This is a genomic window from Nocardioides sp. (assembly GCF_041600255.1).
Lineage (GTDB): Bacteria > Actinomycetota > Actinomycetes > Propionibacteriales > Nocardioidaceae > Nocardioides.
Map to the genome: position 1 here is coordinate 1 of NZ_JBFIKK010000011.1, position 15151 is coordinate 15151.

The following is a 15151-nucleotide window of genomic DNA, read 5'->3' on the forward strand; positions in this document are numbered from 1 at the left end:
GCAGTGTTCATTGCAGGGCGGTGTTCATTCAAACGGGCGCTCACGTCAGGGGTCTCCCCCACCACCGACCAGGCGCCGGGGTTCAGGAGAGCGCCGAACCCCTGCGGTACTCCGCGAAGGAGACGTTCCAGTCGCCGAAGCCGTTCTCGAGGGTCATCGGGCGCCCCGTGCCGGTGTACTCCACGACGTCCCCGCGCTGCGTCATCGCGTACAGCCAGCCGGCGTCCGCCGGGCTCATCCCGGTGCAGCCGTGCGACACGTTCGCGCTGCCCTGCGAGTCGATCGACCACGGAGCGGCGTGGATGAACTCGCCCGAGTAGGTCAACCGCATCGCCCACTGCACGTCGTCGATGTCGTAGTACTCCGGGTTGCTCTCGCCGATCCCGACCGTCTCGGAGTTCATCCGCTTCTCGGCGAACTTCTCGATCACGACCTTCGTCCCGGACCGCGTGGTGAAGCCGGGCTTGCCCAGGGTCACCGGGAGGGTGCGCAGCAACGAACCGTTGCGGAAGACCTTCATCCGGTGACGACGAGCGTCGACGCGGTAGACGTGCGCGTCACCGACCTGGAACTCCACGTGCCGACTCTCCTGGCCGTGGATGCCGCCGCCGGCGTCGACTCCGTTGATGTCCAGGTCGACGCTGACGTCGGTGCCGGCCTGCCAGTACTCGGCCGGGCGCCAGTGCACCTCGCGGTCGTCGAGCCAGTGCCAGGATCCCTGCTGCGGGGGCGTCGAGGTCACGGTCATCTCCCGCTCCAGGGCCGCCCGGTCGGTGACGGGGAGGTCGAAGGTGACGATGACGGGCATGCCCACGCCGACGGTCTCACCGTCCAGCGGCGCGACGGAGGCATAGGTCTGCTCGTCCAGGGACAGCTCCTCGGTCCGGAACCGCACCGTGTGACTCACGCTCTCGCCGTTCGCTCGCGTGGCACGGGCATGCAGCGTGTAGTCCGTACCGGGCTCGAGCCGGTCCAGGGCGGCCCACCCGCGCGTGGCGCGCGACAGCCGGCCCTCGACGTCTCCGGCGGCCGAGGTGAGCCGGGCGGATGCCAGCCGGGCACCCTCGACCCGTAGGCGGACCAGCAGGTCGACCCCGACGTCCGTGCCGCCGGCAGGGAGGTTACTGACGAAGACCGGCTTCGCGGACGTCGACGTGGACGTCGCCGGGCCCTCAGCGGGCCGGTCCGCCCCGGGGGTGACCTCGGTCCACTGGCAGCCGGTCAGAGCGGTGAGCGAGAGGGCAAGGGACGCTGCACCGGCGCTCACCCGACGCGCGGGGCGCGCGGGGGCCGGGGTGCGTGAACGACGCTCGGACATGCAGAGGACTCCGTACGACGCGAGGGGGTGGGGGCTCTTCCAGCCTAACGGCCGCCCCGGGATGCAGAAGACCCCGCGCGAGTGGCAACACTCACGCGGGGTCCAGCTGGTCGATCAGCTCAGTGCGCGTGCTCTCCGCGGTAGTACTCGAAGATCCAGCCGCCGAGCGCCAGGATGCCGACGCCGCCACCGATGATGAACAGCCACCAGGCGCCCAGCGCGATGCCGTAGACACAGATGCCCAGCGTCGCACCGCACCACAGCGGCCACCAGGAGTACGGCGGGAAGAAGCCGAGCTCGCCGGCGCCGTCCGCGATCTCGCCGGACTTCCGGTCCTCGGGCCGCGGGTCCATCTTGGCCGCGTGGAAACCGAGGTACAGCGTGACCATGGCGGCGAGGAGCGTGGTCATCACCAGTGCGGTCGTTCCGGTCCAGTCGCCGGTGATGAACCAGTACGCCGGGCTGACGAGGACGAAGAACGCCGTCGTCATGCCGAAGATCCAGGCTTCAGCCTTCATCGGGGCTTCTCCTCGGTGTCGGTGGTCCCGCGGACGAGCTCCTCGCGACCTTCCATGTCGGGCGCGTCGGCGAAGTCGCCGTCACGTGCCGCCTCGTTCTCGTCGAGCTCCAGAGCCGCAACCTCCGGGTGGTGCAGGTCGAAGGCCGGCGACTCCGAACGGATCCGCGGGATCGTCACGAAGTTGTGGCGCGGCGGCGGGCAGCTGGTGGCCCACTCGAGCGAGCGGCCCCAGCCCCACGGGTCGTCGGTCTCGACGAGTGGAGCCTTGCGGCTGACCCAGACGTTGTAGAGGAACGGCAACGTCGAGGCGCCGAGCAGGAAGGCACCGATCGTGGACACCTGGTTCAGCGTGGTGAACCCGTCGTCGGGCAGGTAGTCGGCGTAGCGACGCGGCATGCCCTCGACACCCAGCCAGTGCTGAACCAGGAAGGTGAGGTGGAAGCCGACGAAGAGGAGCCAGAAGTGCACCTTGCCCAGGCGCTCGTCCAGCATCCGCCCGGTCATCTTGGGCCACCAGAAGTAGAAGCCCGCGAACATCGCGAACACGACCGTGCCGAAGACGACGTAGTGGAAGTGCGCGACCACGAAGTACGAGTCGGAGACGTGGAAGTCCAGGGGCGGGCTGGCCAGGATGATCCCGGTCAGACCACCGAACAGGAAGGTGGTCAGGAAGCCCACCGACCAGAGCATCGGGGTGTCGAAGGACAGAGATCCGCCCCACATCGTGCCGATCCAGTTGAAGAACTTCACGCCCGTGGGCACCGCGATCAGGAAGGTCATGCCGGAGAAGAACGGCAGGTCGACCGCGCCCGTGACAAACATGTGGTGGGCCCACACGGCGACCGAGAGGATCGCGATGCCGAGCGTCGCGCCGACCAGACCGACGTAACCGAAAATCGGCTTGCGGCTGAAGACCGGGAGGATCTCGGTGACGATGCCGAAGAACGGCAGCGCGATGATGTAGACCTCCGGGTGACCGAAGAACCAGAACAGGTGCTGCCACAGGATCGCGCCACCGTGGGCGGCGTCGAAGACGTGGGTGCCGAACTGGCGGTCGGCCTCGAGCGAGAGCAGCGCGCCGGCGAGCACCGGGAAGGCGATCAGCACGAGCAGGCTGGTGACCAGGGTGTTCCACACGAAGATCGGCATCCGGAACATGGTCATGCCGGGGGCACGCATGCAGATGATGGTGGTGATGAAGTTGACCGCACCGAGGATCGTGCCCAGACCGGCCATCCACAGACCCATGATCCAGAGGTCTCCACCGACCCCCGGCGAGCGCACGGCGTCCGAGAGCGGCGTGTAGGCGAACCACCCGAAGTCGGCGGCACCCTGACGGGTCAGGAAGCCCGAGCCGGCGATGATCCCGCCGAAGAGGAAGAGCCAGTAGCTGAACATGTTCAGCCGCGGGAACGCCACGTCGGGCGAGCCGATCTGCAGCGGCATGATCACGTTCGCGAAACCGAAGAACAGCGGCGTCGCGAACAGCAGCAGCATGATCGTGCCGTGCATCGTGAACAGCTGGTTGTACAACTCGTCGTTGACGACCTGCATCCCCGGGAAGGCGAGCTCCGAGCGGATCAGCATCGCCATGACGCCGCCGATCATGAACCACGCGAAGGACGTGATCAGGTACAGCTTGCCGATCAGCTTGTGGTCGGTGGTCGTGAGGATCCTGACCGTCTGCTGACCGAGCGTCTTGCGTTCCACTGCTGCCGCGCTCACTCGTTGCCTCCGTGGGTTTCGTTGCCGGAGCGGAGACCGGCCTGGGTGCCGGCGGTCACGCCGCCGAGCAGCGGGCTGTCGGAGACGGCGCCGTCTGCCTTCTTCTCCTGCAGGTAGGCCTGGTAGTCGGCCTTGCTGACCACCTCGACGTTGAAGAGCATCCGCGAGTGGTAGACACCGCAGAGCTCGTAACACTTGCCGCGGTAGGTGCCGATCACCTCGGGGGTGACCTCGTAGTGGTTCACCCGACCCGGGATGACGTCCATCTTCATCAGGAAGCCGGGCACGCCGAAGTCGTGGATGACGTCGGGCGAGTGCAGGTTGAACCGCACCGTCTCCCCGACCGGGATGACCAGCGTGGGGATGTAGGAACCCGTGCCGACCTCGTAGACGTACTCGTCGTAGGCGTACTCGTCGTCCACGCCGACCCCGTCCACGTGGGCGTAGTCGGGCTCGCCGAGACCGTGGTTGAAGGTCCACGACCACTGCTGGCCGACGACCTCGATGACCTGGTCGGGGGCCTCGGACTCCTTGAGGACGATGTTCTGGACGTTGACGGTCCAGTAGAAGAAGACGATCACCATCATGATCGGGGCGATCGTGTAGAAGATCTCCAGCGGCAGGTTGTAGCGCGTCTGGATCGGGATCTCGTCGTCGCTCTTGCGACGGTAGGCCACGACGACCCAGAAGATCAGGGCCCACACGATGACGCCGGTCACCATGGCGGCGATCCACGCGTAGCGCCAGAGCAGGAAGATGTGATGCGACTGCTCCGTTGCCGGGTCAGGCATCGCCAGGTTCTTCCACTCGTGCTGGGTCTGGGCCGAGCAGGAGGAGAGCAGCACGAGGGTGGTGCCCAGGGCGGCCAACAGGGCGACCCGACGAAGGGTCCCAGCCGCGCGCTTGGGGAGTTGCAGACTCACGAACGAGCCTCTCTCTTGGGCGGTCACGATAGGGCGCAGACTATCCGAATCGAGCGCGCGATGACGTGCCGGGTCACCCTCGAGTCGCCACGAGCCGCGTCGACTAGGTTCGGCATGTGACAAATGCCTCGGGCGACCCGGAGTCGACCGCGCGTCCTGCACCCGCGGTCTACCTCGACACCGCCTCCTCCGAGCCCCTGCACCCGGCCGCCCGGGAGACCCTGCTCGCCGCCCTGGACGCCGGGTACGCCGACCCCCGCCGCCTCCACGGACCGGCCCGATCGGCCCGGCTCCTGCTCGACAACGCACGTGAGGTCGTGGCCGAGTGCCTGGGGGTGCGGGCCGACGAGGTCACCTTCACCTCCTCCGGCACCGACGCCGTCCACCGCGGACTGCTCGGCCTCCGGCTGGGTCGGGCCCGCCAGGGCACCGCGGTGGTGCACTCGGCGGTCGAGCACTCGGCGGTGCTTCGGGCGACCGCCTGGGTGCCCGGGGAGCACGCGGCGGTCGGGGTCGACCGCCATGGCCGGGTCTCCCCCGGTGATCTCGCGGACGCTGCGGCACGCCCCGGCGTGGCCGTCGCCGCCGTCCAGTCCGCCAACCACGAGGTGGGGACCCTCCAGCCGATCGCCGAGCTCGCCGAGGCCCTGGGCGAGGTGCCCCTGTTCATGGACGCCTGCGCCGGTGCCGGTCGCCAGCCCCTGCCCGACGGCTGGGCGGCTGCGGCGGCGTCGGCGCACAAGTGGGGCGGACCGGCCGGCGTCGGCCTCCTGCTGGTCCGCAAGGGCGCCCGGTGGCGCAACCCCTTCCCCGGCGACGACCGGATCGACGAGCGCAGCAGCGGGTTCGAGAACGTCCCGGCTGCGCTGGCGGCCGCCGCGGCACTGCGAGCCGTCACGACCACGGCACGGGAGGTGGCGCAGCGGCAGGCCGAGCTGATCGACCTCGTCCGGACCCGGGTGGCCGCGCTGCCCGACGTGGAGGTGGTCGGTCACCCGACGCAGCGGCTGCCCCACCTGGTCACCTTCTCCTGCCTCTACGTGGACGGGGAGGCGCTCGTGCACGCGCTGGACCGGCGGGGGTTCGCGGTCGCCAGCGGATCGGCCTGCACGGCCTCGACGCTGGCGCCCAGCCACGTGCTGGCGGCGATGGGGGCGCTGACCCACGGCAACGTCCGGCTCTCGCTGACCCGGGAGGCCGCCCGGGCGGACGTGGAGGCCTTTCTTGACGTCCTGCCGGAGGTCGTCACCGACCTGCGCGCCGAGGTCGGTCTGTGACCCCCGACCTGGAGCTCGACTGCCGCGAGATGGTCTGCCCGCTGCCGATCATCGAGCTGGCCCGCCGGCTCGAGGACGTCGCGGTGGGGGCGACGATCGCGGTCGTCGCCCGAGACGAGGCAGCCCGGGTCGACGTACCGGCCTGGTGCCGGATGCGGCAGCAGGAGTACCTCGGCGAGGACACGGCCGAGGACGGCGCGCCACGCTTCGTCGTACGACGGCTGCGGTGAGGCGCGCCGGCGTCGCTCAGGCAGGAACGCCGGTCAGGTACGGCGCGAGGTCGGCAGCACAGGCGGCTCCGTAGGAGTCCTCCAACCGGGCCAGGAACTGCTCGGGCGTGAAGGAGTACTCCTGGGTGCCCACGGTCTCCACGACGTACGCCGCGAGCACGCACCCGACCTGGGCCGCGCGCTCGAGGCCGACCTGCCAGGTGAGCGCACCGAGGAATCCGGCGCGGAAGGCGTCGCCGACACCGGTGGGCTCCAGGGCGGCCACGTTCCGGGCTGCCGGCAGCTCGATCGGGTCGTGACCCTTGCGCAGGATCCGGACGCCGTCGGCCCCCAGCGTGGTGACCTGGGTGCCCACCCGCTCCAGGACCTCGTCGGCCGACCAACCGGTCTTCGACTCGATCATGTGCGACTCGTACTCGTTGGAGAAGAGGTACGCCGCGCCGTCGATGAGCTTGCGGATCAGGTCCCCCTCACCGAAGGCCAACTGCTGGGAGGGGTCGGCGATGAAGGGGTACCCACGCTGACGACACTCCTCGGTGTGCCGCAGCATCCCGTCGGGGTCGTCGGCGCCGATCAGGACGAACTCGGGCTGGCCGACCCGGGCCACGATCGGGGACAGCTCGATCAGCCGCGCCTCGCTCATCGCGCCGGGGTAGAACGACGCGAACTGCGCCATGGTGGAGTCGCTGGTGCAGACGAACCGGGCGGTGTGCCTGGTCTCGGAGATGTGCACCGAGTCGCAGTCGACGTTGTGCCGCTCCAACCACGAGCGGTAGTCGGCGAAGTCCTCACCGGCGGCACCGACCAGCACCGGACGGATGCCGAGCTGGCCGAGACCGAAGCACATGTTGGGGGCGACGCCGCCACGCCGGATCTCCAGGTCCTCGACCAGGAAGGAGACCGAGAGCTTGTCCAGCTGCTCCACGACGAGCGAGTCCGCGAACTTGCCGCCGAACGTCATCAGGTGGTCGGTGGCGATCGATCCGGCGATGAGCAGCGGGCCTGGTGACATGGCACGGAACACTACCCGTCGGTACAACTTCGCCTACCCAGGAGTAGCCCTTACCGTCGATCACATGACCCCTGCACACCCCTCCCACCGCCTCGCCTACGACGACGCGTCCACGCCCCAGGAGATGAGCGCCGACTGCCGTGCGGCCGGCGCCAACCTGCACCTGCAGAAGGCCGCTCGGGCCGCCGTCTCGCCTGCTCCCAGCATCCACTTCGATGACTACCCCCGCGAGGTCGCCAAGCGCGACATCCGGATTTCGGACGCCGCGGCCCGCATCGCCAACGCGCTCCACCTGCACCTCGACTGAACCTGCACCTCGACTGAGCAGCAGCGTTCAACGCATCAGCCCCCGCCGGAGATCCGGCGGGGGCTGATGCGTTGCTGGGTCGATCGGGTGCGAGGACTCAGTGGAACGAGTCACCGCACGCGCACGAACCCGTGGCGTTGGGGTTGTCGATGGTGAAGCCCTGCTTCTCGATCGAGTCGACGAAGTCGATCATCGCGCCACTGAGGTACGGAACGCTCATCCGGTCGACGACGACGGACACGCCGTCGAAGTCGGTGACGACGTCGCCGTCGAGGGTGCGCTCGTCGAAGAAGAGCTGGTAGCGCAGGCCCGAGCAACCGCCCGGCTGCACGGAGATGCGCAGGGCGAGGTCGTCACGACCCTCCTGGGCAAGGAGGCTCTGGACCTTGGCGGCCGCGACCGGGCTCAGGTTGATCTGGTCGGTGCGGCGTTCCGTGGTGGTGTCCACCTGCTCGGTCATGATGTGGCTCCCAAAGTAGGTGCGGGGTGAAGTACTTGTTCAATGGTCGCACACTCCGGGTTATTCCCCACCGCCGAAGCCGCGACCGACCACTCTGCGGCCACCGGTCCGGACCACCGACGCGCTCAGCGCGACCAGGTCCGCGCGACCCGCTCGGCGAGGTCGGCCAGCGCCCCGGCGGGATCGGCGAAGGAGCGCTCCTCCCCCACCAGGTCCACCACCGCGTACGCCGACTCGACCCCCAGCGCGCGCATCTCGCGCGAGCCCACCAGCACCCGGCCGGCCAGGGCCACACAGGGCCGCAGGGTCTCCATGGCGATCGCCGCAACCCCGTAGGGCACCTTCCCCGAGCGGCTGGAGAAGTCGAAGGCCCCCTCCCCGGTGATCACCAGGTCGACCTGACGTGCGCGCTGCTCCAGCCGGACGGCGTCGGCGACGAGCTCGATGCCGGGCTCGCGCCGGGCACCCAGGCAGAGCAGGGCGAATCCGAGTCCACCGGCCGCTCCAGCCCCCTTCTCCAGCGAGGTGCGGCGATCGGTCGCGAGCGCGAACTCCTCGAGCAGGGCATCGAGGACGGGCAACCGCTCCTCGCGGACCCCCTTCTGCGGACCGAAGGTCTTGGTGGCCCCGAAGAGGCCGGTCAGCGGACTGTCCACGTCGCTGGCCGCGACCAGCTCCACGCCCTCCAGCCGAGCGCGGGCAGCAGCCAGGTCCACGGTCGTCACCCCGGCCAGCGCCACCGGACCGGCGTCGAGCGGTCGGTCGGCAGTGCAGCCCAGGGCCGCGAGGAAGCCTGCTCCCCCGTCGTTCGTGCCGCTGCCGCCCAGACCGACCACGATCCGGGTGGCGCCGGTGTCGACGGCGGCTGCGACGAGCTCCCCGACGCCGTACGTCGTCGCGCCCTCGGCGCCCTCGGCACCGGTCAGGTGGAGTCCGCACGCCTGCGCGCTCTCGACGTACACCTCGGAGCCCACCTTCAGGATGGTGGCAGGCACGGCCGCGCCCAGCGGGCCACGGACCGTGACCGCCAGCAGCTCACCGCCGAGTGCCGCATGCAGGACGTCGACGAAGCCGGGGCCGCCGTCGGCCATCGGGGCCAGGTCGAGCTCGTCGTCGGGGGCCCGGCGACGCCACCCGGTGGCGATCGCGGTCGCCGCCTCGACGGCGGTGAGCGTCCCGGCGAACTTGTCCGGGGCCACGAGGATGCGCATGCGGGCATTGTGGCCGACCGCTTCGGGGCGTCCTAGGTTGGGACGGTGAGCGAGCCCACCGACGCCGTGATCCGGCCGATGCGCCCCGACGACGTGGCGCTCGCCGAGCGCCTCACCGCGGAGGGGTTCCACGAGCTGGAGCTGCGGATGGCTCCCCGGTGGCGTCCCGATCCCGAGCCGCGGCCGGTCGAGCGCGCGGCGGCCTGGATCGCCCGGACCCGCCACTTCCTGGCCACCGACCCCGAGGGCTGCTGGGTGGCCGAGGATGCCTCCGGGATGGTCGGCGTCGTCGCGTCGTACAACCGGGAGAAGTGCTGGGCGCTCGCCACCTACGCCGTCCGCCCCGGCAGCCAGGGGCGCGGCATCGGCAAGCCACTGCTGGCGGCCGCCCTGCACCACGGCCGGGGATCGCTGCGCGGGATGGTCGCCGCCTCGTCGGACCCGAAGGCGGCCCGGATCTACCGCCAGGCCGGGTTCTCGCTGCACCCGCAGATGTTCCTGGCCGGCACCCTCGACCGCTCCGCGCTGCCGGTGGTGGAGAAGGTGCGGGAGGGCTCGCTCGCGGACGTCGAGCTGATGGACTCGATCGACCGACGCACCCGAGGCTCCGCGCGCGGTGTCGACCACGAGCTGATGGCCGGCCTGTGGCGGCTGCTCGTCTCCGACACCTCCACCGGGTCCGGCTACGCCTACCTCGACGGGCATGGCGTGAGGCTGTGTGCCGCCAGCAATCGACGTACGGCGACCCGGCTGCTCTGGGCTGCCCTGGCCGACGGCCCCGAGCAGGCCACGATCGGGCACGTCACGGCCGCCAACGAGTGGGCGATCGATGTCGGCATGGCCGGCCGGCTCGCGCTGCACCAGCAGGGCTACCTCGCCCTGCGCGGCATGCGGCCACCCACGCCGTACCTCCACGACGGGGCGTTCCTGTGACCCCGCCTAGACTGGACCCATGACGATCGACCTGCCGCTCCTGCCGCTCGGACGCGGCGTCGACCTCTCGGCCGAACGCGGCGTGGAGTGCCCCGGCGACCTGCCCGCGGCCTCGGACCCCGACCTGGTGGCCCGGGCACTGGCGGCCAAGGAGGCACTGGGTGAGCGGGTCTTCGTGCTGGGCCACCACTACCAGCGCGACGAGGTCATCCAGTTCGCCGACGTCACCGGCGACTCCTTCAAGCTCGCCCGCGAGGCAGCCGCCCGCCCGGACGCGGAGTTCATCGTCTTCTGCGGCGTGCACTTCATGGCCGAGTCGGCCGACATCCTGACCAGCGACACCCAGCAGGTGATCCTGCCGGACCTGGCCGCGGGGTGCTCGATGGCCGACATGGCCCGGCTCTCGCAGGTCGAGGACGCCTGGGACGCCCTGGTCGACGCGGGCATCGCGGACTCGGTCGTGCCGGTGACCTACATGAACTCCTCCGCCGACATCAAGGCGTTCTGCGGGCGCAACGGGGGCGCGGTCTGCACCTCGTCGAACGCCGAGACGGCGCTGGAGTGGGCCTTCGACCAGAAGGGTGGCGTCGAGGCCGGGGCCAAGGTGCTCTTCTTCCCCGACCAGCACCTGGGCCGCAACACGGCGGTGCTGAAAATGGGGCTCTCCCTCGACGACTGCGTGGTCTGGGACCCGCACCGCCCCCACGGCGGCCTCACCGTGGAGCAGCTGCGTGACGCCACGATGATCCTCTGGAAGGGCCACTGCTCGGTGCACGGGCGGTTCACCGCCACGGTCGTCGACGAACTGCGGGCCACGCTGCCGGACGTCCAGATCCTGGTGCACCCCGAGTGCACCCACGACGTCGTCCTCAAGGCGGACCTGGTGGGTTCGACCGAGTTCATCATCCAGACGATCGAGGCAGCACCGGCCGGCTCTACCTGGGCGATCGGCACGGAGCTGAACCTCGTCAAGCGGTTGGCAGCGGCGCACCCCGACAAGCACATCGCCTTCCTCGACAAGACGGTCTGCTACTGCTCGACGATGAACCGGATCGACCTGCCCCACTTCGTGTGGGCGATGGAGTCGCTGGTCGCCGGGACGGTCCCCAACCGGATCGAGGTCGACCCGGAGACCAAGCAGTGGGCCCTGGTGGCGCTCCAGCGGATGCTCGACCTGCCGGGGCGCTCGCACAAGGACTGAGCACTCCCGCGTCGCTGGAACCGGACCGACCGGCGTCAGTCCGGCAGCTCGAACCAGACGGTCGTGCCGCCGCCCGGGGTCTCCTCGAGCCCGATCGAGCCGCCGTGCGCGTCCAGCACCCGGCGTACCGTCGCCAGGCCGATGCCCAGGCCTTCGACCTCCTCGGAGACCCTGGCCAGCGGAGCGAAGACGCGTTCCCGGTCCGCGGGTGGGATGCCGATGCCGTGGTCGGCGATCTCGACCCGCCAGCCGGAGTCGAGCCGACGAGACGACACCTCGATCTCCGCGTGCTCGCCCGTGCGGGCGAACTTCGCGGCGTTCGCGATCAGGTTCTGCAGCACCGCTCGCAGCTGGACGCGGTCGCCCGTGACGACCGGAAGCTCCCCCACCCGCACCCGGGCGTGGGTGAGGACGGCCGCGAGGTCCTCGCGCACGTCGTCCACCAGCGTGCCCAGGTCCACCCGGTCACGGTTCAGCTGTCCGCCCAGCCGGGCGAACGCGAGCAGGTCGTCGATCAGGGTCTGCATCCGCTGGGCACCGCCGATGGCGCGCTGGGCGAGCCAGGCCATCTCGTCGCGATCCGCCGCCCCGGACGTCGCCGCCCCGGACGTCGCTGCCCCGGACGTCGCTGCCCCGGTGCTCGTCGGGCCCAGCTGCTCCCGCAGCAGGGTCAGCGACATGCTCACCGCCGTCAGCGGGTTGAGCAGGTCGTGGCTGATCTGGCCGGCGAAGGCCGCGAGCTGTTCGTTGGAGCGTTCGAGCTCGGCCTGGGTGCTGCGCAGGTCCTCGAGCGAGGAGGTGAGGTCGCGGGTGCGCAGGTCGAGCTCGAGCAGGTCGACCACGCGCTCGGCCAGGGAGGCGAGCGAAGCGGCCTGTTCGGCGGAGATCTCCCGGGGCGCGTCATCGAAGACGCACAGGGTCCCGATCGGTACGCCGTGCGGCGTGACCAGCTGGTGGGTGGCGTAGAAGCGGACGTTCGCCAGCCGCCCGTCGACCATCGGGTTGTCCTTGAACCGGTCGTCGAGGCGGGCGTCGGAGACGATGACCGGTCGGCCGGAGTGCAGGACCAGGTTGCACATCGAGTCCTCGCGACGGCAGGCCTCGTCGTCGAAGCCGATCTGGGCGACGTGGCGCTGCTCGGTGTCGGTGAACATGCTGATCGTCGCCAGCGGCACCCCGGCGACCTGCGCCGCCACCTCGACCAGCGCCTGGAGCTCTCGTCGCCGGGGCAGGTCGAGCACGCGATAGCGCCCGATCTCCTGGGCACGACGGGCGTCCTGCACCGCGACGTCGTCGGGGCGATGGTCGTCGTGGATGCCGTTCACCCCGTGACCGTATCGGGCCTCACAGTCCCGGTGCGCCCCACAGCGCCATCCACCGGGAGAGGTCCTGCTCGATCGGCAACTCCGAGCGGAGCGTGTCCCGGACCTGGATCTCCAGCAGGTTGTCCCGCTGCTGAGGGCCGGTGGGTGCGAACGGGTAGAAGCTGCCCTGCTTGTAGAGGTAGACCAGCCCGACCTTGCGACCGGCCGTGTCGGTGAAGGGCACCAGGGAGCAGAGCAGCCCGGAGCCGAACCCCTGCGCCTCCAGGGAGGTGTTCACCGCGTGCAGGTCGGTGCAGAGGGCCGCCATGTCGCTCGGGTCGCGATGCGTCTGCAACCAGGTGTAGCCGAAGTCGTCCGTGGTGACCGCGACGTCCGGTCCGCTCCGGTCGCCGTTGAGCAGCGAGACCAGGTCCGACTGCGTCTCGTGGAAGCCCGCCCCGGCGACGGAGCGGTAGCAGACCGACCCGTCCCCGGTGGGGGTGAGCCCGGCGGCGGTCTGCAGCGTGATCGCGGCACTCGGGATCAGGAACAGCGAGTCGAGATTGGCCGGGCGCACCTTCGAGCGGCCGGTGATGGCCTCCCACAGCCCCATCAGCGGGCCGTCACGCGGTGGGCCGGCCGAGCTCGGCCTGGATCTTGGCGAGTTGCTCGAGCCGCTGCTCCAGCGAGGGGTGCGTGGAGGAGAGCGTCCGCAGGGTCGCCCCGCTGATCGCCGGGGCGATGAAGAAGGCGTTCATCGCGCTGGAGGCGCGCAGGTCCCGCTGCGGGATGGCCGACATCTCTCCGGTGATCTTCTGCAGCGCGGAGGCGAGCGCGGCCGGCTTCATCGTCAGGTAGGCGCCGGCGCGATCGGCGCAGAGCTCGCGGTAACGCGAGAGCAGCCGCATCAGCAGGAAGCTGATGGCGTACACCACCAGGCTGATCACCAGGGCGATCAGGAACGCCGGCGCCCCGCCGTTGTTGTTGCGTCGACCGAAGAGCCCCATCCCGCCGTACTGCGCGCCGCGGGTGAGCATGCCGGCCGCGATACCGGCCGACGAGGCCAGGGTCATCACCAGGACGTCGCGGTGGGCGACGTGGGAGAGCTCGTGGGCGAGCACGCCCTCGAGCTCCTCGGCACTCAGCCGCTGGAGGATGCCCGTGGTCACGCAGACCACCGAACGCTGCGGCGACCGACCGGTGGCGAAGGCGTTCGGCAGGTCCATGTCGGAGATGCCGACCCGAGGCTTGGGCATGTCGGCCATCGCGCAGAGCCGATCGATCATGCCGTGCAGCTCGGGGGCCTCCTGGGGCGTGACCTCGCGCGCCCGCATCGCCTTCATGGCGACCTTGTCCGAGGAGTACCACTGGTAGAAGGCGATGCCGATCCCGGCCAGTCCGATGATCGGGGCGTAGCCAGGGAGCGCGTACATCAGCCCGACGATGAGCGTGACGAACAGTCCCCCGAGCAGGAACATCACCAGCGTCATCCGGGCGGTCAGCCCGGCATCGTTGATGAATCGTGTGCGAGCCATGGCACCAGTCTCCCGCAGCCCCCAAGCCGGGATCAGCCCGGGATCAGACCGCCCTCCTCGGAGAGGAGGTCGCGGACCTCCTCCAGGGTGGCGTCGTCGGGCGGCAGGATCAGGTCGGACTCGTCGAGCGAGGCCGGGTCCCGCGGAACGCCTGCCGTGCGGACGCCTTCGAGGAGCGCCCTCAGGGCCGGGGTGAAGGCCGACTGGTCGCCGGCCTCGACGGCCGACTCGACGTCCGCGTCCAGCTTGTTGAGGGCGTCCAGCGCTTCGTCAGCGACGTCGTACTGGCCCTCGCCGAGGATCCGCACGATCATGACGCACCGCCCTCGGTGGAGTGCTTGTGCGGCTCGGCCTCGAGGATCGACCCCTCGTCCGGAGCCTCGATCGCCTCCGGCGCGGACTTGGCCTTGAGCCGGGCGAGCTCCGACTCCACGTCGGACTGGGAGCCCATCGCCTCGAGCTCGCGGGCGATGTCGTCCCCGGCGTTGAGCGAGCTGGCGTCGTCGAGGGCACCGGAGGCGATCAGCTCGTCGATGGCGCCGGCCCTGGCCTGCATCTGGGCCGTCTTGTCCTCGGCGCGCTGGATGGCCATCCCGACGTCGCCCATCTCCTCACCGATGCCGGACATCGCCTCGTTGATGCTGGTCTGCGCCTGAGCAGCGGTGTACGTCGCCTTGATCGTCTCCTTGCGGGTTCGGAAGGACTCGACCTTGGCCTGGAGACGCTGCTGGGCGAGGGTCAGCTTCTCCTCCTCGGCCTGGAGCTGGGCGTGCTGGGCCTTGAGGTCGGTGATCTGGCCGGCGACCCCCGACTTCCGGGTCAGCGCCTCGCGGGCGAGGTCCTCCCGGTCCATGGCCAGGGCCTTCTCGGCCTGGGCCTGGAGCTTGTCGGACTGCTGCTGGAGCTGGTTGACCTGGAGTTCGACGCGCTTGCGACTGGTGGCCACGTCGGCCACGCCGCGGCGTACCTTGGAGAGCAGGTCGAGCTGTCGCTGGTAGCTGTAGTCGAGGGTCTCGCGAGGGTCCTCGGCGCGGTCGAGGGCCTTGTTGGCCTTCGACCGGAAGATCAGGCTGATGCGCTTCATGAGGCTCATTCGGTGCGGTCCCTCCTGGCGTGTACGGGCACTCTCACCATAGGACATGTTCCTGCCTCGCGGCCCCCGGCAGCACCTCGGTAGGCTGGGCACCGACCCGAG

The 15151-nt window shown here is 70.1% G+C and carries 17 protein-coding genes; 5 read left to right on the forward strand and 12 right to left on the reverse strand.

Features of this window, described 5'->3' with window-relative positions:
- Window positions 1–82 precede the first annotated feature (82 nt).
- The 4 genes from ABZE72_RS02470 to coxB form a co-directional block, all read right to left on the reverse strand.
- A complete protein-coding gene (locus ABZE72_RS02470) occupies window positions 83–1318 on the reverse strand; it encodes an Ig-like domain-containing protein (RefSeq protein ID WP_372727433.1) in 1236 nt (411 codons plus the stop codon).
- Between the two features lie 119 nt (window positions 1319–1437).
- Complete coding sequence (locus ABZE72_RS02475) at window positions 1438–1836, reverse strand: cytochrome c oxidase subunit 4 (protein WP_372727434.1); 399 nt, start codon at window positions 1834–1836, stop codon at window positions 1438–1440.
- Window positions 1833–3563, reverse strand: a complete 1731-nt coding sequence (ctaD, locus tag ABZE72_RS02480; protein ID WP_372727435.1) for a cytochrome c oxidase subunit I — start codon at window positions 3561–3563, stop codon at window positions 1833–1835. The genes ABZE72_RS02475 and ctaD overlap by 4 nt, the downstream gene beginning before the upstream one ends.
- Window positions 3560–4486 carry a cytochrome c oxidase subunit II gene (gene coxB / locus ABZE72_RS02485; RefSeq protein WP_372727436.1) on the reverse strand — a complete coding sequence of 309 codons (927 nt, stop codon included), beginning with the start codon at window positions 4484–4486 and terminating at the stop codon, window positions 3560–3562. Before coxB ends, ctaD begins: the two co-directional genes overlap by 4 nt.
- Window positions 4487–4602: 116 nt before the next feature.
- Here coxB and ABZE72_RS02490 point away from each other — a divergent pair, with 116 nt between their 5' ends.
- Window positions 4603–5763 (forward strand): cysteine desulfurase family protein, encoded by a 1161-nt coding sequence (locus ABZE72_RS02490; protein ID WP_372727437.1) that lies wholly within the window; start codon window positions 4603–4605, stop codon window positions 5761–5763.
- The gene (locus ABZE72_RS02495) at window positions 5760–5993 is read left to right on the forward strand and encodes a sulfurtransferase TusA family protein (protein ID WP_372727438.1); all 234 of its coding nucleotides are present in this window, start codon (window positions 5760–5762) and stop codon (window positions 5991–5993) included. The genes ABZE72_RS02490 and ABZE72_RS02495 overlap by 4 nt, the downstream gene beginning before the upstream one ends.
- 16 nt (window positions 5994–6009) lie before the next feature.
- Here ABZE72_RS02495 and ABZE72_RS02500 read toward each other — a convergent pair whose 3' ends face one another.
- Window positions 6010–7005 carry a carbohydrate kinase family protein gene (locus ABZE72_RS02500; protein WP_372727439.1) on the reverse strand — a complete coding sequence of 332 codons (996 nt, stop codon included), beginning with the start codon at window positions 7003–7005 and terminating at the stop codon, window positions 6010–6012.
- A 64-nt stretch (window positions 7006–7069) separates the two neighbouring features.
- Between ABZE72_RS02500 and ABZE72_RS02505 the strand changes: the two genes are divergently transcribed.
- Window positions 7070–7312 (forward strand): hypothetical protein, encoded by a 243-nt coding sequence (locus ABZE72_RS02505; protein WP_372727440.1) that lies wholly within the window; start codon window positions 7070–7072, stop codon window positions 7310–7312.
- A gap of 97 nt (window positions 7313–7409) precedes the next feature.
- Here ABZE72_RS02505 and erpA read toward each other — a convergent pair whose 3' ends face one another.
- Complete coding sequence (erpA, locus tag ABZE72_RS02510) at window positions 7410–7772, reverse strand: iron-sulfur cluster insertion protein ErpA (RefSeq protein WP_372727441.1); 363 nt, start codon at window positions 7770–7772, stop codon at window positions 7410–7412.
- A 125-nt stretch (window positions 7773–7897) separates the two neighbouring features.
- Window positions 7898–8983 (reverse strand): glycerate kinase, encoded by a 1086-nt coding sequence (locus ABZE72_RS02515; RefSeq protein ID WP_372727442.1) that lies wholly within the window; start codon window positions 8981–8983, stop codon window positions 7898–7900.
- 45 nt (window positions 8984–9028) lie between these two features.
- Here ABZE72_RS02515 and ABZE72_RS02520 point away from each other — a divergent pair, with 45 nt between their 5' ends.
- Both ABZE72_RS02520 and nadA read left to right on the forward strand, forming a co-directional pair.
- Window positions 9029–9916, forward strand: a complete 888-nt coding sequence (locus ABZE72_RS02520; RefSeq protein ID WP_372727443.1) for a GNAT family N-acetyltransferase — start codon at window positions 9029–9031, stop codon at window positions 9914–9916.
- Window positions 9917–9935: 19 nt separating this feature from the next.
- Complete coding sequence (gene nadA, locus ABZE72_RS02525; protein WP_372727444.1) at window positions 9936–11117, forward strand: quinolinate synthase NadA; 1182 nt, start codon at window positions 9936–9938, stop codon at window positions 11115–11117.
- Window positions 11118–11152: 35 nt separating this feature from the next.
- Here nadA and ABZE72_RS02530 read toward each other — a convergent pair whose 3' ends face one another.
- Genes ABZE72_RS02530 through ABZE72_RS02550 form a run of 5 tightly spaced genes read right to left on the reverse strand, consistent with a single transcriptional unit; the run spans window position 11153 to window position 15049 of the window.
- The gene (locus tag ABZE72_RS02530; protein WP_372727445.1) at window positions 11153–12442 is read right to left on the reverse strand and encodes an ATP-binding protein; all 1290 of its coding nucleotides are present in this window, start codon (window positions 12440–12442) and stop codon (window positions 11153–11155) included.
- Window positions 12443–12461: 19 nt separating this feature from the next.
- Entirely contained in the window at window positions 12462–13034 is a 573-nt protein-coding gene (locus ABZE72_RS02535; protein WP_372727446.1) for a hypothetical protein, read from the reverse strand.
- Window positions 13035–13044: 10 nt separating this feature from the next.
- Entirely contained in the window at window positions 13045–13956 is a 912-nt protein-coding gene (gene htpX, locus ABZE72_RS02540; protein ID WP_372727447.1) for a zinc metalloprotease HtpX, read from the reverse strand.
- A gap of 32 nt (window positions 13957–13988) precedes the next feature.
- Window positions 13989–14270, reverse strand: coding sequence for a hypothetical protein (locus ABZE72_RS02545; RefSeq protein ID WP_372727448.1), 282 nt, complete (start codon window positions 14268–14270; stop codon window positions 13989–13991).
- The gene (locus ABZE72_RS02550; protein WP_372727449.1) at window positions 14267–15049 is read right to left on the reverse strand and encodes a PspA/IM30 family protein; all 783 of its coding nucleotides are present in this window, start codon (window positions 15047–15049) and stop codon (window positions 14267–14269) included. Before ABZE72_RS02550 ends, ABZE72_RS02545 begins: the two co-directional genes overlap by 4 nt.
- Between the last annotated feature and the right edge of the window lie 102 nt (window positions 15050–15151).

What these genes read in the sequence shown, in the direction of transcription:
- ABZE72_RS02505 (WP_372727440.1), top strand. Translation starts at nt 7,070, where the DNA reads ATGACCCCTGCACACCCCTCCCACCGCCTCGCCTACGACGACGCGTCC.
- nadA (WP_372727444.1), top strand. Translation starts at nt 9,936, where the DNA reads ATGACGATCGACCTGCCGCTCCTGCCGCTCGGACGCGGCGTCGACCTC.
- ABZE72_RS02535 (WP_372727446.1), bottom strand. Translation starts at nt 13,034, where the DNA reads ATGGGGCTGTGGGAGGCCATCACCGGCCGCTCGAAGGTGCGCCCGGCC.
- ABZE72_RS02515 (WP_372727442.1), bottom strand. Translation starts at nt 8,983, where the DNA reads ATGCGCATCCTCGTGGCCCCGGACAAGTTCGCCGGGACGCTCACCGCC.
- ABZE72_RS02550 (WP_372727449.1), bottom strand. Translation starts at nt 15,049, where the DNA reads ATGAGCCTCATGAAGCGCATCAGCCTGATCTTCCGGTCGAAGGCCAAC.
- htpX (WP_372727447.1), bottom strand. Translation starts at nt 13,956, where the DNA reads ATGGCTCGCACACGATTCATCAACGATGCCGGGCTGACCGCCCGGATG.
- erpA (WP_372727441.1), bottom strand. Translation starts at nt 7,772, where the DNA reads ATGACCGAGCAGGTGGACACCACCACGGAACGCCGCACCGACCAGATC.
- ABZE72_RS02545 (WP_372727448.1), bottom strand. Translation starts at nt 14,270, where the DNA reads ATGATCGTGCGGATCCTCGGCGAGGGCCAGTACGACGTCGCTGACGAA.
- ABZE72_RS02500 (WP_372727439.1), bottom strand. Translation starts at nt 7,005, where the DNA reads ATGTCACCAGGCCCGCTGCTCATCGCCGGATCGATCGCCACCGACCAC.
- ABZE72_RS02470 (WP_372727433.1), bottom strand. Translation starts at nt 1,318, where the DNA reads ATGTCCGAGCGTCGTTCACGCACCCCGGCCCCCGCGCGCCCCGCGCGT.
- ABZE72_RS02475 (WP_372727434.1), bottom strand. Translation starts at nt 1,836, where the DNA reads ATGAAGGCTGAAGCCTGGATCTTCGGCATGACGACGGCGTTCTTCGTC.